General features: G+C 69.6%; 17 protein-coding genes and 1 pseudogene. 9 read left to right on the top strand and 9 right to left on the bottom strand.

Features of this window, described 5'->3' with window-relative positions; genetic code table 11:
• Positions 1 to 39: 39 nt before the first annotated feature.
• From sufD to sufB, 3 genes and pseudogenes are all read right to left on the bottom strand, one after another.
• Positions 40 to 1,401, bottom strand: coding sequence for a Fe-S cluster assembly protein SufD (gene sufD, locus AAGI91_06925; protein ID MEM1042350.1), 1,362 nt, complete (start codon positions 1,399 to 1,401; stop codon positions 40 to 42).
• A 64-nt stretch (positions 1,402 to 1,465) separates the two neighbouring features.
• Positions 1,466 to 2,231, bottom strand: a pseudogene (gene sufC / locus AAGI91_06930) (Fe-S cluster assembly ATPase SufC).
• Between the two features lie 117 nt (positions 2,232 to 2,348).
• On the bottom strand, positions 2,349 to 3,839 hold the full coding sequence (sufB, locus tag AAGI91_06935) for a Fe-S cluster assembly protein SufB (protein MEM1042351.1): 1,491 nt from the start codon (positions 3,837 to 3,839) through the stop codon (positions 2,349 to 2,351).
• A gap of 213 nt (positions 3,840 to 4,052) precedes the next feature.
• Between sufB and AAGI91_06940 the strand changes: the two genes are divergently transcribed.
• A complete protein-coding gene (locus tag AAGI91_06940) occupies positions 4,053 to 4,385 on the top strand; it encodes an iron-sulfur cluster assembly accessory protein (protein ID MEM1042352.1) in 333 nt (110 codons plus the stop codon).
• A 1-nt stretch (position 4,386) separates the two neighbouring features.
• Positions 4,387 to 5,283, top strand: coding sequence for a dihydrodipicolinate synthase family protein (locus tag AAGI91_06945; GenBank protein MEM1042353.1), 897 nt, complete (start codon positions 4,387 to 4,389; stop codon positions 5,281 to 5,283).
• Positions 5,284 to 5,303: 20 nt separating this feature from the next.
• Here AAGI91_06945 and AAGI91_06950 read toward each other — a convergent pair whose 3' ends face one another.
• A complete protein-coding gene (locus AAGI91_06950; GenBank protein ID MEM1042354.1) occupies positions 5,304 to 6,773 on the bottom strand; it encodes a FlgD immunoglobulin-like domain containing protein in 1,470 nt (489 codons plus the stop codon).
• 126 nt (positions 6,774 to 6,899) lie between these two features.
• Positions 6,900 to 9,068, bottom strand: a complete 2,169-nt coding sequence (locus AAGI91_06955; GenBank protein ID MEM1042355.1) for a winged helix-turn-helix domain-containing protein — start codon at positions 9,066 to 9,068, stop codon at positions 6,900 to 6,902.
• A 446-nt stretch (positions 9,069 to 9,514) separates the two neighbouring features.
• Here AAGI91_06955 and AAGI91_06960 point away from each other — a divergent pair, with 446 nt between their 5' ends.
• Positions 9,515 to 11,170, top strand: coding sequence for a T9SS type A sorting domain-containing protein (locus AAGI91_06960; GenBank protein MEM1042356.1), 1,656 nt, complete (start codon positions 9,515 to 9,517; stop codon positions 11,168 to 11,170).
• Here the strand turns inward: AAGI91_06960 and AAGI91_06965 are convergent.
• Positions 11,160 to 12,188, bottom strand: coding sequence for an FAD-dependent oxidoreductase (locus AAGI91_06965; GenBank protein MEM1042357.1), 1,029 nt, complete (start codon positions 12,186 to 12,188; stop codon positions 11,160 to 11,162). The genes AAGI91_06960 and AAGI91_06965 overlap by 11 nt on opposite strands.
• Before the next feature lie 150 nt (positions 12,189 to 12,338).
• Between AAGI91_06965 and AAGI91_06970 the strand changes: the two genes are divergently transcribed.
• The 4 genes from AAGI91_06970 to AAGI91_06985 all read left to right on the top strand — a co-directional run bounded on the left by AAGI91_06970 (position 12,339) and on the right by AAGI91_06985 (position 20,677).
• A complete protein-coding gene (locus AAGI91_06970) occupies positions 12,339 to 14,096 on the top strand; it encodes an FAD-dependent oxidoreductase (GenBank protein MEM1042358.1) in 1,758 nt (585 codons plus the stop codon).
• A 203-nt stretch (positions 14,097 to 14,299) separates the two neighbouring features.
• A complete protein-coding gene (locus tag AAGI91_06975) occupies positions 14,300 to 17,521 on the top strand; it encodes a chitobiase/beta-hexosaminidase C-terminal domain-containing protein (protein ID MEM1042359.1) in 3,222 nt (1,073 codons plus the stop codon).
• Between the two features lie 13 nt (positions 17,522 to 17,534).
• The gene (locus AAGI91_06980) at positions 17,535 to 19,301 is read left to right on the top strand and encodes a hypothetical protein (GenBank protein ID MEM1042360.1); all 1,767 of its coding nucleotides are present in this window, start codon (positions 17,535 to 17,537) and stop codon (positions 19,299 to 19,301) included.
• Between the two features lie 23 nt (positions 19,302 to 19,324).
• Positions 19,325 to 20,677 (top strand): T9SS type A sorting domain-containing protein, encoded by a 1,353-nt coding sequence (locus AAGI91_06985; protein ID MEM1042361.1) that lies wholly within the window; start codon positions 19,325 to 19,327, stop codon positions 20,675 to 20,677.
• A gap of 43 nt (positions 20,678 to 20,720) precedes the next feature.
• Here AAGI91_06985 and AAGI91_06990 read toward each other — a convergent pair whose 3' ends face one another.
• The 3 genes from AAGI91_06990 to hemW all read right to left on the bottom strand — a co-directional run bounded on the left by AAGI91_06990 (position 20,721) and on the right by hemW (position 23,360).
• Complete coding sequence (locus AAGI91_06990) at positions 20,721 to 21,254, bottom strand: hypothetical protein (protein MEM1042362.1); 534 nt, start codon at positions 21,252 to 21,254, stop codon at positions 20,721 to 20,723.
• Between the two features lie 209 nt (positions 21,255 to 21,463).
• Positions 21,464 to 21,952: a DUF192 domain-containing protein gene (locus AAGI91_06995; protein MEM1042363.1), complete on the bottom strand. Its 489-nt coding sequence runs from the start codon at positions 21,950 to 21,952 to the stop codon at positions 21,464 to 21,466.
• 175 nt (positions 21,953 to 22,127) lie between these two features.
• A complete protein-coding gene (hemW, locus tag AAGI91_07000) occupies positions 22,128 to 23,360 on the bottom strand; it encodes a radical SAM family heme chaperone HemW (protein ID MEM1042364.1) in 1,233 nt (410 codons plus the stop codon).
• A gap of 32 nt (positions 23,361 to 23,392) precedes the next feature.
• Between hemW and AAGI91_07005 the strand changes: the two genes are divergently transcribed.
• Entirely contained in the window at positions 23,393 to 24,553 is a 1,161-nt protein-coding gene (locus AAGI91_07005; GenBank protein ID MEM1042365.1) for a DNA double-strand break repair nuclease NurA, read from the top strand.
• A 44-nt stretch (positions 24,554 to 24,597) separates the two neighbouring features.
• Positions 24,598 to 24,832, top strand: a 235-nt coding sequence (locus tag AAGI91_07010; GenBank protein ID MEM1042366.1) for an IS1595 family transposase, incomplete at its 3' end; no start/stop codon positions are given.

The following is a 24,832-nucleotide window of genomic DNA, read 5'->3' on the forward strand; positions in this document are numbered from 1 at the left end:
GGGACGGACCAGGGACCGATCCCTCAATTCTCCAATCCCTCAATCCCTCAACAGTTGTGCGTTGAGGCGGACCTCGATGAGGTCGTCGAGGTAGGTGCGGAGCGCCTCGTGCGGGAGCTCGGTGACGATGTCGTGCGCGAAGGCGTAGAGCAGGAGGGACTTCGCCTGCTGCTCGCTCAGGCCCCGGCTGCGGAGGTAGAAGACGTGCTCCGGCTCCACCTCGCCGGTCGTCGAGCCGTGCGAGCACTTCACGTCGTCGGCGTAGATCTCGAGCTCGGGCTTCGAGTGGTGGCTCGCGCTGTCGCTCAGCACCACGCCCTGGCTGGACTGGTAGGCGTTCGTCTGCTGCGCATCGCGCCGGACGAAGACCTTGCCGTTGAAGACGCCCGTCGAGCGGTCGTCGACGATCCCGCGGTAGAGTTCGTTCGAGAAGCAGTTCGGCTTGGCGTGGTCGACGAGCGTGTGGTTGTCGACGTGCTGCTGGCCGTCGAGGATGTAGAGGCCGTAGAGGTGGGTCTCGCAGTGCTCGCCGTTGGGAACGGCGTTGATGTTGTTGCGCACGAGCGCGCCGCCGAGCGTATAGGTGTGCGCGGCGAAGTAGCTCTTCTCCTCCTGGTAGACCTGGAGCGTGTTGACCTGCGAGGCGTCCGCGCCCTCGGTCTGGAGCTGGAGCACGCTCGCGCGCGCCTCGCGCTCGACGACGATCTCCGAGACCCGGTTGCCGAACGTCTTGGCCCCGCCCGCCGAGTGGTAGGTCTCGACGACGAGCGCCTCGCAGTTCTCGCCGAACAGGTAGAGGTTGCGCGTCTGCACGAACGCGTCGCGGTCGGCGTCGGTGACGTGGATAATCTGGACCGGCCGCTCGACCGTCACGCCGCGCTCGACCTGGAGGAAGACGCCGTCGAGTTCGAACGAGGTGTTGAGCGCGATGAAAGCGTCCTCCTCGGCGTTCGCGTACTGCCCGAAGGCGCGCTGCACGGCCTGCGCATGCACGCTCTCGCCCGCCTCGCGGAGGCTGCCGACCGTCACGCCGTCCGGCAACGCGCCGAGGTCGGAGAGCCCGAGGTCCACGACGCCGTTGACGACGACGAGCGTGCTCGCGTCGAGGCCTTCGATGCGGAGGTCGGCTACGTCTTCGGCGCTGACCGCTGCGGCGTCCGGGTCGAGGAGCGCGTAGTCGTGCCGGAGCGCCCGCTCGATGTTGGTGTACTTCCAGGCCTCGTCCTTGCGGCCCGGAATGCCCAGGGCGTCGAACGCCGCGCGGGCACGCTCGCGGAGGTCGCGGAAGGCTTCGGGGTGGCCGTTGGTGTGCAGCGCCGCGTGCTCGTGCGCCGCAGCGATGCGCTCGGTGAAGGTGAAGTCTTTTTCCAAAGTGGGAGTGGGTTCCAGCGTGTCGATCATGGCGGGTGCGGCGGTCGGTCGTTCGCGGTAGGGGCAGATTTCAAACCTGCCCGTACGAAATTATTTACGCGGCGACGGCGTCCTCGGCGTGCTCGCGGATCCAGTCGTAGCCCTTGGCCTCGAGCTCCTGAGCCAGCTCCTTGCCGCCGGACTTCACGATGCGGCCGTTCATCAGGATGTGGACCACGTCGGGCACGATGTAGTTCAGGAGGCGCTGGTAGTGGGTGATGAGCACGAACGCCCGGTCCTCGCCGCGGAGCTTGTTCACGCCCTCGCTCACGATCTTGAGCGCGTCGATGTCGAGGCCGGAGTCGGTCTCGTCGAGGATGGCGAGCTTCGGGTCGAGCATGGCCATCTGGAAGATCTCGGCGCGCTTCTTCTCGCCGCCCGAGAACCCCTCGTTGACCGAGCGCTGCATGAGCCGGTGGTCGAGGTTGACGAAGTCGGCCTTCTCGCGCATGAGCTTCATGAAGGCGGCGACGTTCATCTCCTCCTCGCCCCGGTGCTCGCGCATCGCGCCCACGGCCGTGCGGAGGAACTGCATCGTGCTCACGCCGGGGAGCTCGACCGGGTACTGGAAGGCGAGGAAGACGCCGTCGCGGGCGCGCTCCTCGGGGGTCCATCTCCAGGAGGTCCTGCCCGTTGTAGGTCACCGAGCCGTCGGTGATCTCGTACTCGTCGCGCCCGGCGAGGACATTGGCGAGCGTGGACTTGCCGGAGCCGTTCGGCCCCATGATGGCGTGGACCTCGCCGGGGTTGACCGTCAGGGTCAGGCCCTTGAGGATTTCGTTGTCCTCAATCGAGGCATGCAGGTTCGTGATCTCGAGCATGGCGGTTGGGATTCAGAGACGGAGTTAAAGGCGATTGATCGTAGGGGCGACCCCATGTGGTCGCCCGTACGGTGGGGCTGGCCGCACGTTGGACCAAGCGGCGACATCGCTGCGGGGTTAGCCGACCGACCCTTCGAGTTGGATCGAGAGGAGCTTCTGGGCCTCGACGGCGAACTCCATCGGGAGCTTGGCCAGGATCTGCTTGGCGAAGCCGTTGACGATGAGGTTGAGCGCGTCCTGCTCCGAGATGCCACGCTGCTGGCAGTAGAACATCTGGTCCTCGCCCACCTTCGAGGTCGTCGCCTCGTGCTCTACCTTCGCCGTCGAGTTGTTGATCTCGATGTAGGGGAAGGTGTGCGCGCCGCACTGGTCGCCCAAGAGGAGGGAGTCGCACTGCGAGAAGTTGCGCGCGCCCTCGGCCTTCTTGTTGATCTTGACGAGGCCGCGGTACGAGTTGTTCGAGGTCCCGGCCGAGACGCCCTTCGAGATGATCGTGCTCTTGGTGCGCTTGCCGAGGTGGATCATCTTGGTCCCCGTGTCGGCCTGCTGCGCGCCCTTCGTGAAGGCCACCGAGTAGAACTCGCCGACGGAGTCGTCGCCCTTGAGAATCACACTCGGGTACTTCCACGTCACCGCCGAGCCGGTCTCGAGCTGAGTCCAACTGATCTTGGCGCGGTCCTCGCAGATGCCGCGCTTGGTGACGAAGTTGTAGATGCCGCCGACGCCGTCCTCGTCGCCCGGGTACCAGTTCTGAATCGTCGAGTACTTGACCTCCGCGTCGGGCTTGGCGACGATCTCGACGACGGCCGCGTGGAGCTGGTTCTCGTCGCGCATCGGGGCCGTGCAGCCTTCGAGGTAGGAGACGTAGCCACCGTCCTCGCAGATGATGAGGGTCCGCTCGAACTGGCCCGTCCCGGCCTCGTTGATGCGGAAGTAGGTCGAGAGCTCCATCGGGCAGCGGACGCCCTTCGGGATGTAGCAGAACGAGCCGTCCGAGAAGACGGCCGAGTTGAGCGCGGCGTAGAAGTTGTCCGTGTACGGCACGACCGACCCGAGGTACTCCTGCACGAGCTCGGGGTGGTCCGCGATGGCCTCGCCGAGCGAGCAGAAGATGATCCCCTGCCGGGCGAGTTCTTCCTTGAACGTCGTCGCGACCGAGACGGAGTCCATCACCACGTCGACCGCAACCGGCACGGTCTCTTCTTCGATCCCGACGAGCCGCTTCTGCTCCACGAGCGAGATGCCGAGCCGCTCGAAGGTCTCCAGGAGTTCGGGGTCGACCTCGTCGAGCGAGTTGTACTTCGGCTTCTTGCCGGGGGCGGAGTAGTAGGAGATCGCCTGGAAGTCCGGCTCGGTGTAGTCGAGGTGGGCCCAGCGGGGGTAGTGGGCGTCGTCTTCGAGGAGCTTCAGAACGTGGCGGTAGGCTTTGAGGCGCCACTCGAGCATCCACTCGGGTTCGCCCTTCTTCTCAGAGATCAGGCGGACCACGTCTTCGCTGAGGCCCTCCGGGATCGTGTCGGCGTCGGTCTCGGTGACGAAACCATACTTGTAACCGCCTTCCTCTTTCTCGATGTCGGCGATTAGGTCATGCTCGGTGTACGTCGGCATAGTCGGTTAGCGCTAAGAGCAGGTCGTGTGGGAAACTTGCCTCTCGGAACGATGGTATGCTGCGCGCTCCAAAGGGTTGCCCGGCCCCTGTTAAGTTCTCCTCAAGCCGCGCGCTGCGGCGGGGAAGGGCACGAAGCGTGGAACTTCAGACGTATCCTGTAGGGTCCCCGCGCCGGCGGACACCTCCCGACTCAGCACCAGCCTGATCTTGCGATGGAAGGCATCACGATCACCGACTCCGCCGCCAGCCGGCTCCACGAGATCGCCGAGCGCGAGGGCGTCGGCGGTGAGCAGTTCCTCCGCGTCGCCGTCGTCTCGGGCGGCTGCTCGGGGCTGACCTACGACCTCGGCTGGGACACGACCTTTGGCGAGACCGACCAGGTCGTCGGCGAGGAGCCGCTGCGGGTGGTGATGGACCGCAAGAGCTTCCTCTACCTCGACGGCACGACGCTCGACTTCTCGGACGGGCTGGAGGGCCAGGGCTTCCACTTCCACAACCCGCAGGCGTCCCGCACCTGCGCCTGCGGCGAGTCGTTCTCGCTGTAGCATGGGCGGGAGCGTCCTTCCGTCTGGCATCCTCGCGCCGAACCTCACACCGTTCGAGGACGACGGGCGCATTGCCGAGGCGCTGTACGTCGCGCACGCGGAGCATCTGCTGGCGCAAGGGTGCGCGGGACTGATCCCGTTCGGGACGACGGGCGAGGCGGCGTCAGTGGGGCTGGAGGAGCGGATGCGTGTGCTCGACCGGCTCGTGGCGGCCGGCGTTCCCGCGAGCAGACTGATCCCGGGCACCGGGCTGACGAGTCTGCCCGATACGGTCTACCTCACCCGGCACGCGGCGGAGCTAGGCTGTGCCGGCGTGCTCGTGCTGCCGCCGTTCTACTTCAAGTCGGTCTCGGACGAGGGCCTGTTTGCCTACTTCGCTCGGCTCGTCGAAACGGTCGGTCACCCAGCGCTGCGTGTGGTGCTCTACCACATCCCGCAGGTGGCGGGCGTCGGGCTGTCGGTCCCGCTCGTCCGGCGGCTGCGCGAAGCGTTTCCCGAAACGGTCGTCGGGATCAAAGACTCGTCGGGTGACGGGGCGAACACCTCGGCCCTCCTGGAGATCGGCGGGCTGACGGTCTATCCCGGCACCGAGTTGCTGCTGCCGCAAGCCCTTGCAGTGGGCAGCCCCGGTTGCATCACGGCAACAGCCAACGTCAACGCGCCCGCGCTCGTCCGCCTGGCTCGTCTGGTCCACGACGATCCCGGAGCAGCGGACACCGCGTTCGAAGACGTGCGGCGGGTCCGCCTCGCCGTCCAGGCGTACCCGCCGATTCCAGCGATGAAGGCGCTGCTTGCCCGGCGCACGGGCGACGCCCGCTGGCGGAACGTGCGCCCGCCGTTGGAGCCGCTCGCCCAGGTCCAGGAAGAGGCCCTCGCCGAGCGTATCGGCGAGGGCTGACCTGCAAGTGGCTCGGGGATTCAGCGGAGCACCGTCACCCGAGACGTAAGGGTCTCGTCCCCGGCCCGGAGCCGGACCAGGTAGACCCCGCTCGGCAGCAGGCGCCCCGCGCCGTCGCGTCCGTCCCACCCCAGCGTGTGTGACCCGGCGGCGAGCGCTCCGGCCTCCAGCGACCGAACGCGGCGGCCCTGCACGTCGAACACCTCGACCGACGCATCGCGCGCATCGGGGAGCGTAAACGACAGGCGCGTACCGGAGCGGCCGAGAGGATTCGGTGCCGCAGTGAAGGCGAGCGCGCCGTCCTGAGTCCCAGGCTCGCTCGCCACCGGCTCGGCGGGCTTGAGGAGGAAACCGAAGTTCTCGGGCCGCCCCTCGCTGTCGAAAAACCCCGCGCGCTGCCCGACGCCGACGATCCATCCGAGGTTGTTGATCCCGACGGCGCGCTGGAATGTCCACCCGTCGGCCGAGTCGTCGACGAGGTCACGGAGCAAAAAGAGCGTTTCGTCGATCCACACCGAGGCCTGGATGCGGTTCGGATCATTGAGGTCATTGCACTGCCCGACGACCCACGCGGCCTCGTTGAAGTCCTCGGCTGTGCATCCGAGGATACCGTCCGGATTGGTGTAGCGCCGCGCGGTGCCGTCGGGCTCCCAGATGACCGGGGTGAGTTCGTCACCTGGCCCGAACCGCTCGCCCATGATCTGCCCTTTCTCGTTGATCTCCTTGGCCTCGGAGAAGGTGTCGCCGGGGGAGACCACGCCGAGGTCCTCGATGGTGTACGTCCCGTCGCCGTTGGGGAGCCAGCGCACGGCGCGGATAATGTCGTCGCCCTCGGCGGGGACCGCCGCCCCGGCGATGACCCCGGCGTTGTTGATCCCGACGGCCCGGCTGAACCCGCCGCCGATCGTCCCGAGGTCGGTGACGGCGTAAGTGCCCTCGCTGCTCGGCGTCCATACGACCGCGTGGTAGGCGTTGAATGAGCCCCCCTCCCACGCCGGGTCGTCGGTACGCGCGTTGCCGACGACGAGGCCGGCGTCGTTGAGGTCGAAGCTCGACGAGACGAGGTCGAAGCCCTCCTGGAGCGGGAGCCCAGGCATCCCGACGGGCTCGCCGCCGTCGGCGCGGAAGAACGCGCGGAACTCGCCGTTGAAGCCGTCGCCGGCCTCGGCGGCCACGCCGGCTACGTCGCCCGCCGCGTTGATGTCGGCCACGCCGGCACTGCTCGGCCCGAGCGAGCCTTGCCAGATGATCTGGCCGTCCTGCCAGAGGTAGGCCTCGGAGGGGTCGAGGGGCCCGTCGGCGTCGAAGAGCGCAATCGATCCGCCGACCAAGCCGTCGTCGGTGACGACGTTGGCGTTGCCGCCTGCGTCGTTGTCGGTGACCAGGGTAAGCGAGTACGTCGGTGCGTCCTGCGCGGCGGTTGCGTCCTGCGCGGCGGTGGGGAGCGCGAGCGCCGCAACGAGCGCAGCGAGCGTAGCGAGTCGGAGCATGGTGCAGACCGGATAGCTGGGGACGTTGTGCCTGCGGAAGCGAGCAGGCTCCGCAAGAAAGCCTGCGGCCCGATGCGAGGCCCTGAGAGCGGGCTGAGGAAGCCCCAAGGCTTCGCCGAGGCGCAGCTACCGGGCGTCGGGAAGCGTCGCGGCGGCGAGGTCTACCTCGCGCTCACCGATCCGCGAGACGACGGCGGACGTTCCCTCCGGCGAAAGGGCGAGGGTGAAGACGACACCCCCGCGCGGCAGCACGACGAGCGGGCGCTCCGGCGACGCGCTAGACTCCAGCGTCTCGTGGCTCCAACCAGGCCGGCGGTGCGCAAAGACGACCCCATCCGCTGCTGGTGCCCAGTTATAGACGTACCGTGGGTCGAGGTCCGGGAGGAGGACCTCGTCCTCGCCGTCTTCGCCCGTCCGCTGCCACAGCCCCGGGCGGCCGGGCCGCATCGTGTAGAGCTGCCCGCCCGTCGGCGACGGCTGGGGTGTCTTTGCTCCGCTAAAGGTCAACTGCGTACCCTCGCCCCCTCCGGCGGGGAGGCGCCACACCTCCGTCTGGCCGGAGCGGTCGGAGGCGACGTAGAGCCATGCCCCGTCGGCGGACCAGGCGGGCTCGGCCTCGTTCCACCCCGGCGAGGCCAGGCGGCGAGGCGGTTCGCCGAGCCCGTCGATCACGTACACGTCGGCGTCGGCACCGCCTCGCGTGGCAAACGCGAGCCGCGTTCCGTCCGGCGACCACCGCGCAGCGCCCACGACGCCGGGGAGGTCGGTGACCGCGCGGGGGCGGGAGCCGTCGCGCTCGGCGACCCAGACCTGCGGCGTGCCGGAGCGCTCGGAGACGAACGCCACGCGGCGGCCGTCCGGCGAGATCTGCGGGTGCGCGTCAAAGGCCGTCGACGGCGCGAACGGGACGAGGTCGGCGAGGCTGTCGGGTCCTGGCGGGCGCGCGAGGTCGAGCGCGAACAGGTCGGCCTCGACGCGCCACCGCTCGAAGACGAGGCGGCCGCCGGCCACGTCGGGAAAGACGCCGGGGTCTTCCACCGCAAGCAGTGCCGGGTCGGCCGTGCCGTCGGTCGTAGCGAGCCGCCAGAGGCTGGAGCGGCTGGCTTGGGCGAGCGCGTAGACGGCCCCGCCCGCCGAGAGCCAGTCGTGCCCGGCCATCATCTGCGTTCCCGTCGCCAGCGGCGTCACGGAGCCCGTTTCGAGGTCGAGGACCGAGAGGGTAACGGACTGCGCCCCGGCAGCCCGGAGGAAGAGGACGCGGCGGCCATCGGGCGAGGCGCGGGGCGTGTCGTCCACAGCGCCCGGCGGGCGGTCGTAGTCGAGCGCGCGCGTCTCGCCGCTGGCTAGGTCGACGAGCGAGAGCCCCAGCGCCGTCCCCGCTTCGTCGCCGCCGACGAGGAGGGCGCGGCCGTCGGCTGTCCAGTCGAGCGTGCGCGCGGCACCTCCGGGGCACGGGGCGACGACGCGCGGGGGCCCCCCGAAGGCGGGCACGACAGCGAGCACGCACGGGTCGCGCGCCCAGCGCGACGGGTCCCGGATCCAGTCGATGTAGGCGATCTGCGCCCCATCTGGGCTCCAGCGGGGCGACTCAGCGAGGTCGTCGGCCGTCACGAGCCGGAGCGGCTCGCCGCCCGCACCGGGCTCGCGGACGGGAAGGACGACGAGGTCGCCGGTCCGGGCGGTGCCGCTCACGTAGGCGACCCACGCGCCGTCGGGGGAGAGGGTCGGGCTGCGCTCGAACCCCGGCGTGCTCGTCAGCGGAGGCGCGGGCAGCACCGGAGCGGCCTCGCCGGAAGACGGACGGGCGAATCCTCCCGCGAACCAGCTGTAGGCCAGGACCGCGAGGACGGCTGCGGCCGCGAAGACGACGCCCGGGCGCACCGTCCGCGGCCTCTCGTGCGAAGGGTCCGGAACCGCGGCTGCCGATGCGTCTGGAGGAGCAGGCGGCTCGGCCGGCAGCCAGGCGACGGGGGCGAGCAGGCGGTAGCCGACCCGGGGCACGGTCCCGATGACCGTCGGGGCGCGAGCGTCGTCACCGAAGGCTTTGCGGAGTTCGGAGACGCAGCGCGTCAGCGTCTCGTCGCCGACGACGGTGTCCGGCCACCCCTCGTCGAGCAGTTCGCGCCGCGAGACGGCGGTCCCGGCGCGGCGGGCGAGGTGGCAGAGGACGCCCATCACTTTCGGTTCGAGCGTGCGGGCTTCGGTGCCTCGCCGGACCTCGAGGAGAGGCGGGTGCACCTCGCGCCCCGCCACGCAGAACGGAGGGGTAGAGAGCAGGCGGTCGTCGGAAGCCATCGCGGAGAGCGGCAAGAAGGAGGGAAGATAGCCTGAGGAAGTACCGACTGCGCGGGCCACACGTCGGCGTGTAGCGAGTCCGCGAGCATGACCTCACAGAACCATCAGGCTCCCATCACTGCGCCGCTGGCGCGCTCCGGTAGCTTAGAGTGCCCGACAAAACCTATTGTTGCCATTGCGAGCAATTCCCTCGACCGCGCTCAGGACAGGCTCCGGGAGCGCGGCAACCTCCTGAGCGAGGTGGCGTCCTAAGGAAATTGCTTCGTCGCTACGCTCCGCACAATGACAGCCTGGGTAGGTTTTGCCAGAGCGTCTTGGTCGAATCGGAGGCTCGCAAAACCGGAGCCTGAGCGAGACGGCCCGCACACGTTCCCGCGTGCTTGCCATCGCGCCGTCATGCTCGGAGCCATCAAGCACAGACCCTTCCTGACCAACCTCCTGGCGTTATGAAACCGTTCGTGTCCATCGTCGCTCTGTGCTTTGCCCTGAGCGCGAGCGCCCAGGTCGCGCCGCTCTACACCTTCGCCTCGCCTGACGAGCAGCAGGAGAGCCTCTTCGGCAGCGCCCTCGCCGCCGTCGGCGACCTCGACGGCGACGGCGTCCCCGACGTTGCGGTCTCGGCCCCGGACGAGGACGCGGGTCCAGCCGGCGACGCCGTCGTGGATGGCGGTCAGCTCCACGTCTTCAGCGGAGCCACGGGCCTGCTGCTCCGCACGTTCGTCTCCCCGAACCGCGAGACGGACGCCTTCTTCGGCGAGGGCCTCCTGCCTGCCGGGGACCGCGACGGCGACGGCACGCCGGATGTCTACGTGAGCGCCTCGCGCGAGACCGTCGACGGGGCTGGCGGGGCGGGCCGCGTCTACCTTCTCAGCGGCGCTGACGGGACCGAACTCGCCGCGTTCGCCTCGCCCGATCCGCAACCCGAGGGCAACTTCGGCTTCAACCTCGCCCGCCTCGGCGACCTCACCGGCGACGGGGTCGGCGAGGTCGGGGTGAGCGCGAACGGGGAAAGAGTGAACGGGCTTCCCCGAGCCGGGCGGTTTCACATATTTGACGGCGCTACCGACGCCCTCGTCCGCACCGTCGCCGCGCCCGATCCCGAGGTAGAGGCGGGGTTCGGGTACACCCTCGACGACGCAGGCGACCTCGACGGCGACGGCACTTCCGACATCGTGACCGGTGCCCCGTTCCGCACCGGCCCGACAGGTCTCGACCTCGCGGGCCGCCTCTACTTCGTCAGTGGGGCCGACGGCTCGGCGATTCGCAACGTTCGGTCGCCCAACGAGACCGCGCTCGGCGGGTTCGGCCGCTACGTGGCCGGGCTGGGCGACGTCACGGGCGACGGCGTGCCGGACGTGGCGACGGGTGCCAACGGCGAACCCGAGCAGGGTTCGTTCGCCGGGCGGGCCTACGTGGTCTCTGGTGCCACGGGAGAGGCCGCCGTGACCCTCATCTCGCCCGACGAGCAGACCATCGGGTTCTTCGGCGAACTCGTCGAAGCCGCCCCCGACCTCGACGGCGACGGCCTGGCGGACCTCATCGTGAGCGCCCGCGCCGAGGACGAGAATGCAGCCCCGCAGGTGTTCATCGGCCGCGTATACGTGTTCTCCTCGGACGGCACGCTCCTCCAGACGCTCGAACCGCCCATGCCGGACCCCGACGGCGTCCAATACTTCGGCTACGGGATCGCCGCCCTCGGCGACCTCGACGGGGACGGAGGGATCGAGGTCGGCGTCGGAGCGTGGGGCGAGAACCCGCCGGGGAGCCCGCCGTTTGCGGGCCGGGCCTACGTCTTCCCCGTGGATCGCACGACCTCGGCGGTGACGCCGTCGCGGGTGCCCAGCCCCCTCACTCTCCGCACGGTGCCGAACCCGGCGCGCTCGTCGGCGACCGTCGCGTTCGGCCTCTCCGAACCGGGGCCAGTCCGCCTCGTCCTCTTTGACGCAGTGGGTCGCCGCGTCGCTGTCCTGGCGGAGGGGCAGCGAGGGCCAGGGTCCCACGTCGTTCAGGCTTCGCTGTCAAGCCTCCCGGCCGGAGTTTACGTTCTCCGCCTTACCGCTGGCAGCCGCGCCGCGACGCACCGCCTCATCGTCATTCCGTAGCTGCGCTACTCGGCGCGAGGCTGCGGGCGACCGCCTCGGCACCGGCGAGGCCGCTCAGGAATGCGCCCTCGACGCGGGAGCCGTGGCACCAGTCGCCGCACGCGCCTAGGCGCTGCGCCTCGTCCCACAGGCAGCCGTCCTCCAGCGGCTCGTCTGCCTGCGCGTAGCGCCACCGGTGGGCCTGCGCGAACGTCGGGGCGACCGGGCGGAGCCCCGTCGCGGCGAAGAACCCACTGAGGAGAGCCTCGACGACGGCGTCAGGCTCGTCCTCGATGTGCGTCTCGGTCCAGGCCGGTGCGCCGTGGAAGACCCAGCTTTCGAGCGCGGGCCGCCCCGGCTTGCTGCTGTTGCGGGCCGCCCACGAGAGCGGGGCGTCGTGGACGAAGAGCCCGTCGGCCTCGACCGGCAGCGGGGCGTCGAACGTCGCCATCGCAGCCCAGGTCGGTTCCATCGTGACCGACGCAGCGCGCCGGGCGAGGTCCGGAGCGGCGGCGAGGAGCGGTGCGGCCTGGGGCGGCGGCACGGTTACGAGCACCGCGTCGAAGGTGCCGAGGTCCGCGCCATCGTCGGCGACGAGGGACCAGCGGGCGCCGCTCGGCTCGGCGGCCTCGACCCGGACGCGGCAGCGCACGTCGAGGCCGTCGGCGAGGTGCCTCGGGACCGCGCTCATGCGCGGCACGCCGACGTAGCGCTCCGGCCCGTCGCCCTTGGGGGTCACCGCCCCGCCCTCGGCGACGCCGATCCGTCCGTCCCACCGCTGCACGATGCCAGCCTCAGTCCAGGACGCCACGCGGCGGCGGAAGCGCTCGTCGCGCACGGTGAAGTACTGCGCGCCGTGGTCGAACGTGGTCTCGGCCTGCCGGCGCGTCGACATGCGCCCGCCCGGCCCGCGCCCCTTGTCGAAGACGGCCACGGCGTGACCCGCTTCGGCGAGGGCCTGGCCCGCGGTCAGCCCGCTCAGCCCGGCACCGATTATGGCGACCGAGTATTCAGACGATGAAGGGGAGGGGCGGTGCATGGCGCTCGGGATGTGCAGGCAGAGCGAGGGGCGTGCGAAGATCGCGCAAACCATGACGGGTACAGGACGCACCTCAGAACCAGCGCCCCAAGCCCTCGTTCCACTTTCAGAGGAGATTGAAACTACACTAACCAGCAACGCCGCACAATCATGCCTCCAACCATTCCCTCCCAGGCGGAGGACGTATCCGTGGTCACCACTGACGTGCTCATCATCGGGGCCGGGGCCGCTGGCCTCCGCGCCGCCATCGAGCTGCACGAAGCTGGGCGTGACGTACTCGCCATCGGCAAGCGCAAGCACGGGGACGCACACACCGTCTGGGCCGCAGGCGGAATCAACGCTGCTCTCGGCAGTCTCGATCCCGAAGACCGCTGGGACATCCACGCGGCCGACACCCTCAACGAGGGACACCACGTCAACAACGCGCAGGCCGTCGAATTGCTCGCCCGACACGCGCCCGAGCGCGTCCGCGAACTCGACCGTTGGGGTGCCGACTTCTCGAAGACCGAGGAGGGCGAGATCAACCAACGCTACTTCGGCGCGCAGTCGTTCCGCCGGACCTGCTTCAAGGGTGATATCACCGGCCGCGCGATCCTCGAAGCGCTCGTCGCCCAGGCCAAGCGTCTGGAGATTCCGTACCGGCAGGACACCTTCATCACCGAGATTCTGGTGGACGACGGGCGCGCCGTCGGTGCCATCGGCTACGACATGAACACGGGCGACGTGCTCGTCTTCCACGCCAACGCCGTCATCCTCGCCGCCGGGGGCCACACCTCGGTCTACGTTCGGTCGTCGTCGCGGTCGGACGAGAACACGGGCGACGCGCAGACGCTGGCCTACAACGCCGGTGCCGTGCTGCGCGACATGGAGTTCGTGCAGTTCCACCCGACGGGCAAGCTCTGGCCCGAGGACCAGCGCGGCGAACTCGTCACCGAGGCCGTGCGCGGCGAAGGGGGACGGCTGTTCAACTCCGAGCGCGAGCGCTTCATGGAGCGCTACTCGCCCAAGCAGATGGAACTCGACGCGCGCGACGTGGTCGCCCGCGCAGGCTACGCCGAGATCCAGGCCGGGCGCGGCACGCCGAACGGCGGCGTCTGGCTCGACATCTCCCACCGCGACTCGGACTACGTCCGAGACCGGCTGCCCCGCATGGTCCAGGAGTTCGCCGACGTGGGCGTGGACATCACCGAGGAGCCGATGGAGGTCGCCCCGACGGCGCACTACGCGATGGGCGGCGTCGAGATCACCGACTTCGAAACCTGCGCCACGACCGTCGACGGGCTCTACGCCGCGGGTGAGAGCGTAGCTGGCGTCCACGGGGCCAACCGCCTCGGCGGCAACTCGCTCGCCGAGACCGTCGTGTTCGGACAGATCGTCGGGGCGCACCTCGCTGGCAACCTGCCGGAGCGGGTGCAGATCTCGGACGACTGCGTCAACGAAGCCCTCGGCCGCATCCGTCGGCTCGCTGAGTCGGCCGGGCAGCACGAGCCAGAGGCTCTCATCGAGCGCCTGCGCCGCGTGATGTGGGACCACGCGGGGATCATCCGCGACGAGGATGGCCTCATCGAAGGGCTCGCCAAGCTGGAGGCGCTGCGCCGCGACGCCGAGGACCTAAACGTCCAGGCCGCCCCCGGCAACGAGCAGTTCGAGCAGGCGATCAACCTCCACTTCATGATGACCGCCTGCGAGGCCATCCTCCGCAGCGCGCTCGCCCGCACAGAGTCGCGCGGGGCCCATTTCCGCTCGGACTATCCTGACACCGTGAGCGGCTGGCGTAAGAACGTCCAGGTCTGCCGCAGCAGCGACGGCGAGATGGCCCTCGACTCGGCCCCGGCCACGGAGCCGACGCCCAGCGTGCAGCAGGCCCTCAAGGAAGAGCACGAACTCGACTACCACCACCTCGAGTAGGAGGACCTGCCGGCTCCGGCCGGCGACCAGAAAGAGTACGAAGACAGACGGTGCCAGCCCCGACGCGTTCGGGGCTGGCACTGCTCGTTTCTCGGGGCAGGCGAGAGGGTGGGGCCGTCCCTTAGAAAAACATCAGATTTTGTTCATGAGGCAAGCACCCTGAGTCCGTACCCTTTCGGTACCCACACCCGACTCGCGATGCCATGTCCAAGCCTACGCTCGTTGCCGTTCTCCTTTTTCTCTCTGTCGCCGCCCAAGCGCAGGTCACCGCGTTTGACGTGTCGTTCGACGACGAGTTGGTCGGCGGGCCGCCGGAGGTGGTGCCGGGCCTCGGCGGCGAGCGCCCGACCAGCCTGTTCGGCGAGGCCGAGAGCCGGATCGACGTGGTGCCCGTCTTCGGCAGCACCGGGGCTTCGACGGCGGCGGGCAACGTCGCCCGCGTAGACGCGCCTGCGCCGGGCGACTACCACCTGCTCGACTTCGGCCACGCGCTCGTCGCTGGGATCGTCACCGAGGGCGTGGTCCGCGTGGGCTTCGACTTCGCCGCCGAGGGACCAGGCGAGGGATTCGCCTTCCTCCGCCTCTATGACGAGGCGGAGGAGGACATCGGCTCGGTCCGCCTCGGCTTCGACGAAACGGGCTTCGACGTGGGCCTGCTCGACTACGACTCTGCGACGGGCGACTTCCTCGGCGTCGTCTACCCTGCCGTCTCGGACTTCGCCGCCGGGACGTGGCACCGCATCGAGCTGCTCTACGACCTCAGCCAGAACACGCTGCGCGTCGAGGTCGACGGCACCGACGGCGGGGTCGAGGTCGGACTGAGCCGAGCGACGGGGACGGGTGCGCTGGGTGCGTTCTTCAACTGGGGCGGGGCCTATGCCGGGCGCTCGGCCGTCGACAACGTGACTGTCGAGGTGCCGGAGGAGACCGGGCTGCCGCCGGCCCCGGCGGGCTTCCTCGATCTCCTGGAGCCGGAGGCCTACGGCGGCACCGTGCTCCGTCCGGAGAATGGCGACCTGCGCACCCGCGGCCTCGCCTTTCGCAATAGCCTCACCGCTCCGCTCTATTGGGGTCCGGCCTACGACGGCGTGGCGACCTACAGCTTTGTCGTCTCCCCGGATATGGACGAGAGCGACGCCCGCCCGTCGTTCGTCCGCACCGTACCTGTCCAGCGCAACCGCACCTACGAGGTCTCGGCGCTCATCCGGACGGACTTCCCGCGCAGCGACTGGGAGTTCAGCGTGATCGCCTTCGGCGTGGACCCGGACGTGACGAACCTCGAGGGCGGGCGCTACGGCGGGATGCCGGCTCGCACGGAGGGGCCGGACGGCTGGGAGCGCTGGACGTGGCGCTTTACGCCCCACTGGCCGACCGTCGCCGAGATCGAGATCGCCTTCGGGCTCCACGAGTACGGCCCGACCGGGTTCAACGGCGACGTGAGCATCGAGATCGCCGACTTCGCGGTCGTCGAGCTGCCCGAGGCTGACCTCGTGCCCTTCGCGCCGGGCGACGGCGTGACCTTCCCGGGCGGGCCGGGCGCGCTCGCCATGCGCATCGACGGCGTCGAGGACGACGGGACGGTGCTCACCGTCGAGACGCTCGGCGCGGCGTTCGCCTTCGACCGCGCCGCCGGCACCCTCGCTGTCCGGCAGCAGGGCGCCTTCGAGCGCGACCTTGCGCTCGTCACGGGGCTAGACCTGTCCGGCCTCGCGGTGCAGCAGCAGACGGGCGACCTAGCCGTCCTCGTCGGGAGCGCGCTGACGGTCGGGGTGCAGGCCGACGGCGCGGCCATCCTCAGCCCGCACAGCGAGCTCTCGGCGACCGTCGAGAGCCGCCTCGGCGGCGACTTCAACCGGATCGCGCAGGGAGACCTGTTTTCGATGGACGACTTCGGCGGGTTCACGGCGAATGTCCACACACCGCTCGGGACGGGCCGCGTGCCGCGCCTCGCGGGCGTCGGGGCGCTGCCCTTCGCGGGGCTGCCGCCGGACGACCTCGACACGCCGGGCGCGGCGGCCCCGGGCTGGCAGGCCCGCGCCGAGGTCAGCCCCGGCGAGCGCCTCTTCGTGAGCGCCTTCCCGAGCCGGGCCTTCGACTGGGAGCAGTCGTTCGAGTTCGGGTGGAGCCTCGCCGGCTTCGGCGAGCCGCCGGGCGACATCATCGGGCCGGGCTTCGAAAGCGACTGGATCTTGTGGAACGTGAACCAGCGCGCCTGGGCGATGAGCTTCGGGCCCCGCTACGAGCCCCGCGACGACGTGCCCTTCCAGGCGTACGTCGGCCAGGTCGACGCTGCGGGCGACCGGTGGGGGGCCTACTTCAGCCAGTGGTTCTACTTCTCCCGCGACCCCCGGACCTTCGCCGACGAGGTCGCCCGCTGGCGCGACGAGTACGGAATGACCACCGTGTACTCTGACGGCCTGGCGCAGGACGACTGGCTCAGTGCCTACGTGGTGATGCGTCTGCTCCGCGGCGAAGTCTTCCCCGAGGGCTCGGTCATCATCCACGACAGCTTCCCGCAGTCGGGCGTGGCCGCGGCCGCCTTCCGCCCGTTCATCTACACCTACGCCACGGCGACCTACATGGCCGAGAACGCCGAGGTCAGCGCCGGGGCCGACTGGTCGTGGGCGCGCTACGTGACGGGGCAGTTCCGCCGCGCGAATGCCGTCGGCGTCACGAAAGGCGATGGGTGGGTCGGGTTCGAGGGGATCGAGAAGTACCTCGTCGCGCTCGTCTGGGGCGGGCGCGGCAACCCGCAGACGACCGGCTTTGAGGAGACGTACCTCCCGATCCTCGCCGAGCTGGAGACGCTGTGGGAGACCTACGGCGACGACCCCCACTTCTTCGACCGCTACTACCATCCCCGCGCGCAGCAGCTCACCGGCTACGAGATAGGCCGCGCCGGAATGCCGTTCATCGAGCGCCGCGCCGCTGGCCCGGACGCGGTGCGCGTGACGCTGGCGACGTGGACCGAGGGGGCGAGCCTCCGCTACACCACCGACGGCTCAGACCCGGACGAGACCGCGGCGCTCTACGACGCCCCGTTCACCGTGCTCGCCGGCACGCCAGTCCGCGCCCGCGCCTTCAAGTCCGGCCTCGACCCGAGCGCCGTCGCTTCGGGCGAGGCCGCGGTACCGGTAGCTACGTCGCCGCTGCCTGTGCCGGGGCCGTTCTTCGGGCTCAAGGTGTACCCGAACCCAGCGCGGTCCGTGGCTACGGTTGCGTGGGGTACGGCCGAGCCAGGACGGGTGCAGCTCGACGTGCTCGACGCGCTCGGCCGGGTGGTGCGGACGCTCGTGGACGAGGAGCAGCCGGCCGGGACGTACGCGCGGCGGGTGCCGCTGGCGGGCGTGCCGTCGGGGGTCTACCTGGTGCGCCTGCGCGCTGGGGACCAGACTACGACCACCCGCCTCACCGTCGTCCACTAGCCGTTCTCCCGCGATGCGCTCTCCAACTCTCTGCCTGCTCGCTCTGCTGCTCGCCCCGCTCGCGGCCGAAGCACAGGTCCGCACGCCCAGCCCGGCGCACCAGCCGGAAAAAACGCTGCTCCACTTCGGCTGGAGCACCCCTGGCGTGGACTTCCTCCTCGACCATCCCGAGGACCTCGGGATCTCCCCGTTCGACGGGATCTCGTTTCACCTCGGCACCGGGCGGTGGCTCGAGGCGATCTCGTACCCCGGCATCTACGATCAGCCGCTGCTCGCCTTCGCCGACCGGCCGTGGACCGCCGAGGAACTGCGCCTCGACGAGCTCGGCGGCATCGAGTGGGGCGCGCTCGAAGGCAACTTCGTCGCGCAGATGGGGCAGAGCTTCGAGACGCTGGACTGGTTCGACGACGACCACTGGGCGACGGTGGCGGCGAACGCGCGGCTCGTGTCGCAGGCCGTCGCGGCCAGTGGCGCACGCGGCATCCTCTTCGACCCCGAGTACTACGGGTTCGCCGACTACAACCCGTGGCGCTACTTCCCGTGGGCCTACCCCGACCGCACGTTCGAGGAGGTCGAGGTGCAGGTGCGGCAGCGCGGGGTCGAATACGTCCAGGCGCTCCAGAGCGCCCGCGCCGACATGGTCGTACTCTCGCTGTGGTGGATGGGCGTCGTCTACGCGCAGACCCAGGCCAACGGGAGCCTCGAAGGGTCGGGCTACGAGTTCATGCGCGCGTTCCTCAACGGAATGCTCGACGGCGCGCGGCCGGGCCTCACACTCGTTGACGGCAACGAGGGGACGTACTACGTCGACGAGTCGTGGCTCGTCTCGAACAACTACGACTTCCTGCGCTACGAGGCGACGACCCTCCTCGACCCCGTCCACCGGCCGGCGTGGCAGACCGAGCACCAGGTCGGCTACGCCGTGTACGCCGACTACCCGCTCGGCCTAGACCCGGCCTACGTGTGGGGCCACCCCGAGGACTTCCAGCTCGACTGGTTTGAGCACAACGTCTACCACGCCCTGCTGACGACCGACGAGTTCGTGTGGGTCTACGACGAAGAGATCAACTGGTGGGACGAGCCGGACGCGGGCTGGGCACGCTACGTCCCGCCCGGCACGGAGGAGCGGATCGCCTCGGCGCGCGCCAAGCTCGCCGCGGGCAAGGGGCTGGGCTTCGACCTCGCCAAGCCCGGCGAGTTCTGGTTCGACCCGGCCGTCGCCGCCGACCGCATCGCGGCTCCCGAGGCGCGGCTCGTGCTCCCGCCCGGCCCGCTCACGCTCGGCGAGCCCTTCACCGTCACCGTCGAGGTGGATGGTCCGGCGCAGTTCGTCTCTCTCATCGTTAACGGGGCCTACGCCGCGCCCGACGACTTCGAGGCACCATTCGAGTTCGAGGTGTCTGGCCTGTCGAAGGGGACCGTGACCCTGTGGGCGCGCGCGCAGACGGACGGGTACGAGCACGTCACGACCGCCCCGGTTAGGCGCCCTGTTCGGCCATCAGTCGACGTCGCCATCCGTCCCGGCACTGTCGGTGAGGCGCTCCGCGTCTTCCCGAACCCAGCGCGGTCCGTGGCTACGGCTGCGTGGGGTACGGCCGAGCCAGGACGGGTGCAGCTCGACGCGCTCGGCCGGGTGGTGCGGACGCTCGTGGACGAGGAGCAGCCGGCCGGGACGTACGCGCGGCGGGTGCCGCTGGCGGGCGTGCCGTCGGGGGTCTACCTGGTGCGTCTGCGCGCTGGGGCCCGCACCGAGACCGCCCGCCTCACCGTCATCCACTGACCTACTCATCGCCCCGGCTTGCCATGCGCGCTCTGCTCCTCGCCCTCGCTCTTGCCCTGCCTGCTGCTGCGCAGGACAGCCCGCGCCTGCTGCTGGCCCAGCAGCCCAACTTCCCGCTGACCTACCCCGAGCACCTCGCGGACAACCTCGACTACCTCGATGCGCTCCCGTTCGACGGGATCACCGTGACGGTCTTCGCCTCGTGGCAACTGATGAAGCCGGGATGGACGTTCACCGCTGAGGAGATCGCAGGGAGCCTCTCGCCCATCGCCGGGCAGTTCGAGCGGCTCGACTACAACTTCCTCCTCGTCACCATCAACGACCCCGGCGACGTGTTCGACGACGCCGCGTGGGCGCCCGTGCTGGCCAACTGGGGGGCGCTCGCCGAGGCCGCCCGCGACGCGGGCTTTGCCGGGCTGTTCTTCGATGTGGAGGAGTACGGGACGACCTGGCTGAACTACCCCGAGGACTACGACAGCCCGGTGCAGAGCCTGGCGGCCTACCGCAAGCAGACGCGGCTGCGCGGGCAGCAGATGATGGAGGCCGTCGCCGCCGCATGGCCGGAGGCCGAGGTGCTGTTCACGTTCGGCCCCTGGCTCTCGGAGCCGGCGACGCCGGGCTACGTCCGCCTCCTCCAGGTCGCGGACGCCGAGGAGTACGAACTGCTCGGCCCGCTTTTCGTCGGCTTCCTCGAAGGGGCCGGCCCCGGCAACCGCATCATCGACGGTGGGGAGTGCTACCAGTACCGCACCGCCGAGGACTTCGGACGCGCCTACGCCTGGCGCGAAGTCGGGATCGCCTCGAAGAATACGGACAGCGCCTTCATCCCCGAGGCCCTCCGCCCAGGCTGGGGCGACCGCGTCTCGAGCGGCTTCGGGGTCTACAACATCGACTGGAAGGCTGCCGAGGGCTACCCGATGAACCCGGAGGTCATGGAGACGACCCTCCGCAACGCCCTCCGCCGCGCGGACGACCTGGTGTGGTATTACAACGAGGAGTTCGCCGACGGCACCGGCAACTGGCATGTGCCGGGTTCGATGCCGCAGGCGTGGACCGACGCGGTTGTGGCGGCGCAGCAGAGCCCGGTCGGAGTGCCTCTTGGGCCGGCGGCAGTCGGGGAGCAGATTGCAGGGCCGTTCCCGAACCCGACGCGCGGGCAGGCCACCGTGCGGCTTCGGCTAGACCGTGCTGCGCCGGTCCGCATCGCAAGCCGCGACCTGCTTGGACGCCAGGTCGCCCTCGTCCACGCCGGCCCGCTCACGCCCGGCCTCCACCGGTTCGAGATGTCTACCAAAGAGATCCCAGCCGGCACCTACCTCGTCCGCTTGCAGATCGGAGACCGGACCGAGACGCGACGCCTGACGGTGCTCCGGTAGCCACGCACAGGGCGGCTCGGCGAGGCGGTCTCCGCCGCAGACGTTACGACTCGTCGGTCACGTCGTCGATTGCGCAGGCGATGGCGAGCCACAGGCTCCCGCCGCCCAGCGAGCCGCCCTCGAAGACACCCTCCCCAACCAGCGTGAGCGTGCCGTCCTCAAGGGTGAGCGGCGCTCCGGTGGCGTCGAGCTCCGGCTGGTCGATGCGGGCGTCGGACGAGAGCGCGAGCGTCACCTGCGACTTGCGCGCGAGCACATGCCGCGGGTCGAACGTGAGGTCCACCTCGATCTCGACGTGGCCCGTTGCCGGGTCGAACGTCCCCTCCGGATCGCCCGCGATCGTTACCGTCGCCGTGACGTCGCCGAGGTCCGTGCCGACATGGTCGGTGACAGGCGGGAAGTCGAGCAGGTGGACGGTGCCTGCGCTGCGGTCGAGGGCTGCGCGGAACAGGATCGGGTCCTCGCCCTCGCTGGGCTCGTGAACGAGGTGGCGGTTGTCGCCGTCGAGGATGCGGTGCGCGAGGAGAGCGTAGACGTCGGCGTCGAGGCGGGCGGAGAACTGCGTCGGAAGGTCCATCGGTCTGGGCGAGGAGCAGAGAGGAGCAGGCGGGCACAAAAAAACCCAGCAGCCTTACGGGGCTGCCGGGGCGCTGCTTGGCGCAGCCTTACGGGGCTGCTAGCATCGTACCGTCTAAACGGGAAGCCGCAAATTGTAGTTTCTGGAAGGCGGGCATTAACATAGGCTTCATAGTAATGGCAAAACGATCACGAACAGGCGGTTCGGGTCTAGTCGCGGGTCCACCGGACGCGGTCGCCGGCGGTGATGCCCCAGGTATCGGTGAATCCGGCCTGCGTCTCAACTACGAACCGCGACAGGCCTTCCGCGGAGACGTTCTCCGACGAGAACGGGCGGGTGTATTTCGCCGTGTTGATGACGGCCGAATCGGGCGAGACGAACGTGATGTCGAGCGAGAGCGGGGTGTTGGCCATCCAGAAGCTGTGGCGCTGCGTGCGTGGCATCAGGAAGAGCATCCCGCTCTTCTCGGGCAGCGAGGTCCGGTCCATCAGCCCCCGCGCCGTCGCCGAGTCGCCCTCGGCGATCTCGATGTCGATGGTCACGATCTCCTCGCCGTCCTCGCGGGAGAAGGTGAGCGAGCCGTCACGCCGGAAAGGAATCGTCTCGGCGTCGCCGTCACCGGGCGGCGGCGGGGGCTGCTCGGTTTGGCACCCGGTGGTGACGAGGAGCGTGAAGGCGAGGAGGAAAAGGGGGCGCATGGAGAGAGAGGCTGTCGGCTCTTGGCTGTCGGCTGTCGGCTCGCAGTCTGAGAGCTAGTGGCTAACCCGAGCGGCCGCGGCACCAGTGTCGCGTGCAGAGGTTGGTTCCAGTCTGTCAAAGGAGTGAGGGCGTTGCGAACTGCCTGCCTTTGGTCTGAAAGCCGAAAGCCGACAGCTAGCTGAGCAGCTTTGCCGTCACGGCGTCGGCGACGAGCGCGCCCTCGTCGGTGAGGCGGACGGTGCTGCGCCGGATCGGGTGGATGAGGCCGCCCGCTTCGAGGTCGGCGAGTGCGTCGATCTTCTCGGTGAGGAGGTCCACGCCGTAGGTCTCCGCGAGCACGTCGAGGTCGAGGCCGTCGCGGAGCAAGCGCAGGCGCAGCAGAATATATTCGTCGGCGAGGATATCCGCCCCGAGGCGCTCCTGGTAGTCGAGCGGCCGGTGGCCCTGCTGCATGAGCGCCTCGTACTGCCGCAGGTTGCGGACGTTCGCCCAGCGCCCGGCCAGCGACGGCGTCTCGCGCCAGAACGAGTGCGCGCTCGGGCCGAAGCCGAGGTAGTTGCCGTGCTCCCAGTAGATCTCGTTGTGGCGGCTGCGCACGCCGGGCTGCCCGAAGCTCGAGATCTCGTAGTGCTCGTAGCCGCGCTCCCGGAGGTAGTCCATCGTCTCCAGGAAGCGCTCGCCCATCGCCGTGTCGGGCGTCGGGGCGACGGTCCCCCGCTCGACCATCTTCGCCAGCGGCGTCTGCTCTTCGACGGTCAGGCCGTAGGTCGAGAGGTGGGGGACGCCGAGGTTCGCCGCGCGCTCCATGTTCGCCATCCAGCGCTCGGGCGGCTGCTCCGGCACCCCAAAGATGAGGTCGACCGAGTACGAGTCGAACCCGACGGCCTCGATGGCCTCGATGGCGCGCATCGCCTCGTCGCCGTCGTGGGCGCGGCCCATGAACTGCAGGTCGGGGTCGAAGAACGACTGCACGCCGACCGAGAGGCGGGTGATGCCGAGGTCGCGCAGGCCCTCCAGGTACTCCCGCCCCGCCGTCTCCGGGTTGACCTCGAACGTCACCTCGTGCGCACTGCTCGTGTCGAAGTGCCGCTCGATCTCGCGCATAAGCATCGCTACCTCGTCGAGAGGCAGAAGCGACGGCGTGCCCCCGCCGAAGTAGATCGTCTCGATGGCCTCGCGCCCGCCGTACTCCCGCCCGTACGCGTCGATCTCGATCCGCATCGCGTCCACGAACGGGCGCGTCAGCCGCCGCGTGGTGGTGACGTAGAAGTCGCAGTAGATGCAGCGCCGCGTGCAGAAGGGGATATGGAGGTAGAGGCCGGCCAGGGGAGCGACGAGCTTGGAGCGACGAACGACGAGCGGGACCCGTAAAACTACGTCGTGCCTGCTGTCCGTCTTTACCTTCACGCATTCGTCGTTCGTCACTCGTCGCCCGTCCCTTGCTCGATTTTCACCGGCTCCACCCGCAGCTCTCCGACTTCGGCGCGTACCGCGTCGACGAAGACGCGCGCCGCGACGTGAAGCTGGCCCTCGCGCTCGATGCCTTCCGCGACTGCGCGCCCGGGTGGGAGGCGCTCCGCGACCAGGTAACGCGAGACCGGCCGCGCGCGCTCGTCGCTGGACTGATCGAGCGGCCCGACGGGTGCGCCCCGTGCGGCGAGCGCCCGACGCCGATCACGGTCGTCGCCACCGACGGCTCGCAGATCTACCCCGACCGCCACGTCGAGCCGGCGTGCTACCTCCTCAACGTCAGCCGGATCGCGTTCCACTACGGTACCGAGGAGCCGCCGCTGATGACGGCCGAGCCGGACCTCCGCTTCCGCCGCCGCGACCTCGACGAGCTCAACGCCGACGAGGGCGAGGGCGCGCTCCTCAACCTCACGACGGAGGTCGTCTCCGCGCTCCGCGACGAGCAGGAGCTGCACTGGCTCTTCGAGACGGCCCGCGCCGAGCGCCGCAGCGCCCGCCCGGTCCTCGCGATGGCCGACGGCACGCTGATCCGGTGGATGCTCCGCGGCATGAACCACCGCGCCCTCGAAGACCGCCTCATCGGGCGCTACCTCGCCATCCTGGAGCGGTTCTACGACGAGGGCATCCCCGTCTGCTCCTACGTCTCGATGCCGGCCAACACCGAACTCGTCAACCTCCTCGGCCTCCACCGGCGCGAGACCGACGAGACGCCGGACGAGGACTCCGTGCGCGGGATCGTAGACCGGCTCGTCTTCGAGCACACGCTCGCCGTTGGCGAGCGCTCGGCCCTCTTCGAGTCGGGGTCGCGGATCCAGAAGGACTACGGGCCGCACCACCGGATCTGCTACTTCTACGTCCGGCTCCCCGAGGAAATCGGGCGCGTCGAACTCCCGGCGTGGGTCGCCGAGCAGCCCGGCTGGCTGGGCATGATCCACGCCGTCGTGGTCGACCAGGCCGCGAAGGGCGGGGGCTACCCGGTCATCCTCACCGAAGCGCACGAGCGCGCCGTGATCCGCCACCAGGAGAAGGCGATGTTCTACCGCATCCTGGAGCGCGAGATGCAGCGCGCCGGCCTCCGCGGCTACGCCGGCTCGCAGAAGGCTGCCTCCAAGCGAGCACCGAGGATTTAGCTTGGGGCTGTACTAGGTGACGGTCTGTTGGCTTAGTCTCCACTATGACCCGACGACGGAGCAGACTCCCACCCACAACCCAGCGGCGGCTCATCGAGCACTTCGTCGCGGGCACCACGACGCGCACCGCCGCGCAGCTCGTCGGCGTCAACAAGAACACCGCCGCGCTCTACTTCCACAAGCTCCGCGAGGCCATCACCGAACACCTTGCCGACGAAGGCCCCTTCGATGGCGAAGTCGAGATCGACGAGTCGTACTTCGGAGGCTACCGCAAAGGCA

It is taken from the genome of Bacteroidota bacterium (assembly GCA_038746285.1).
Lineage (GTDB): Bacteria > Bacteroidota > Rhodothermia > Rhodothermales > JANQRZ01 > JANQRZ01.

Excerpts from the sequence above, each read along its gene's own strand:
- sufD (MEM1042350.1), bottom strand. The coding sequence starts at position 1,401 with ATGATCGACACGCTGGAACCCACTCCCACTTTGGAAAAAGACTTCACC.
- sufB (MEM1042351.1), bottom strand. The coding sequence starts at position 3,839 with ATGCCGACGTACACCGAGCATGACCTAATCGCCGACATCGAGAAAGAG.
- AAGI91_06940 (MEM1042352.1), top strand. The coding sequence starts at position 4,053 with ATGGAAGGCATCACGATCACCGACTCCGCCGCCAGCCGGCTCCACGAG.
- AAGI91_06945 (MEM1042353.1), top strand. The coding sequence starts at position 4,387 with ATGGGCGGGAGCGTCCTTCCGTCTGGCATCCTCGCGCCGAACCTCACA.
- AAGI91_06950 (MEM1042354.1), bottom strand. The coding sequence starts at position 6,773 with ATGCTCCGACTCGCTACGCTCGCTGCGCTCGTTGCGGCGCTCGCGCTC.
- AAGI91_06955 (MEM1042355.1), bottom strand. The coding sequence starts at position 9,068 with ATGGCTTCCGACGACCGCCTGCTCTCTACCCCTCCGTTCTGCGTGGCG.
- AAGI91_06960 (MEM1042356.1), top strand. The coding sequence starts at position 9,515 with ATGAAACCGTTCGTGTCCATCGTCGCTCTGTGCTTTGCCCTGAGCGCG.
- AAGI91_06965 (MEM1042357.1), bottom strand. The coding sequence starts at position 12,188 with ATGCACCGCCCCTCCCCTTCATCGTCTGAATACTCGGTCGCCATAATC.
- AAGI91_06970 (MEM1042358.1), top strand. The coding sequence starts at position 12,339 with ATGCCTCCAACCATTCCCTCCCAGGCGGAGGACGTATCCGTGGTCACC.
- AAGI91_06975 (MEM1042359.1), top strand. The coding sequence starts at position 14,300 with ATGTCCAAGCCTACGCTCGTTGCCGTTCTCCTTTTTCTCTCTGTCGCC.
- AAGI91_06980 (MEM1042360.1), top strand. The coding sequence starts at position 17,535 with ATGCGCTCTCCAACTCTCTGCCTGCTCGCTCTGCTGCTCGCCCCGCTC.
- AAGI91_06985 (MEM1042361.1), top strand. The coding sequence starts at position 19,325 with ATGCGCGCTCTGCTCCTCGCCCTCGCTCTTGCCCTGCCTGCTGCTGCG.
- AAGI91_06990 (MEM1042362.1), bottom strand. The coding sequence starts at position 21,254 with ATGGACCTTCCGACGCAGTTCTCCGCCCGCCTCGACGCCGACGTCTAC.
- AAGI91_06995 (MEM1042363.1), bottom strand. The coding sequence starts at position 21,952 with ATGCGCCCCCTTTTCCTCCTCGCCTTCACGCTCCTCGTCACCACCGGG.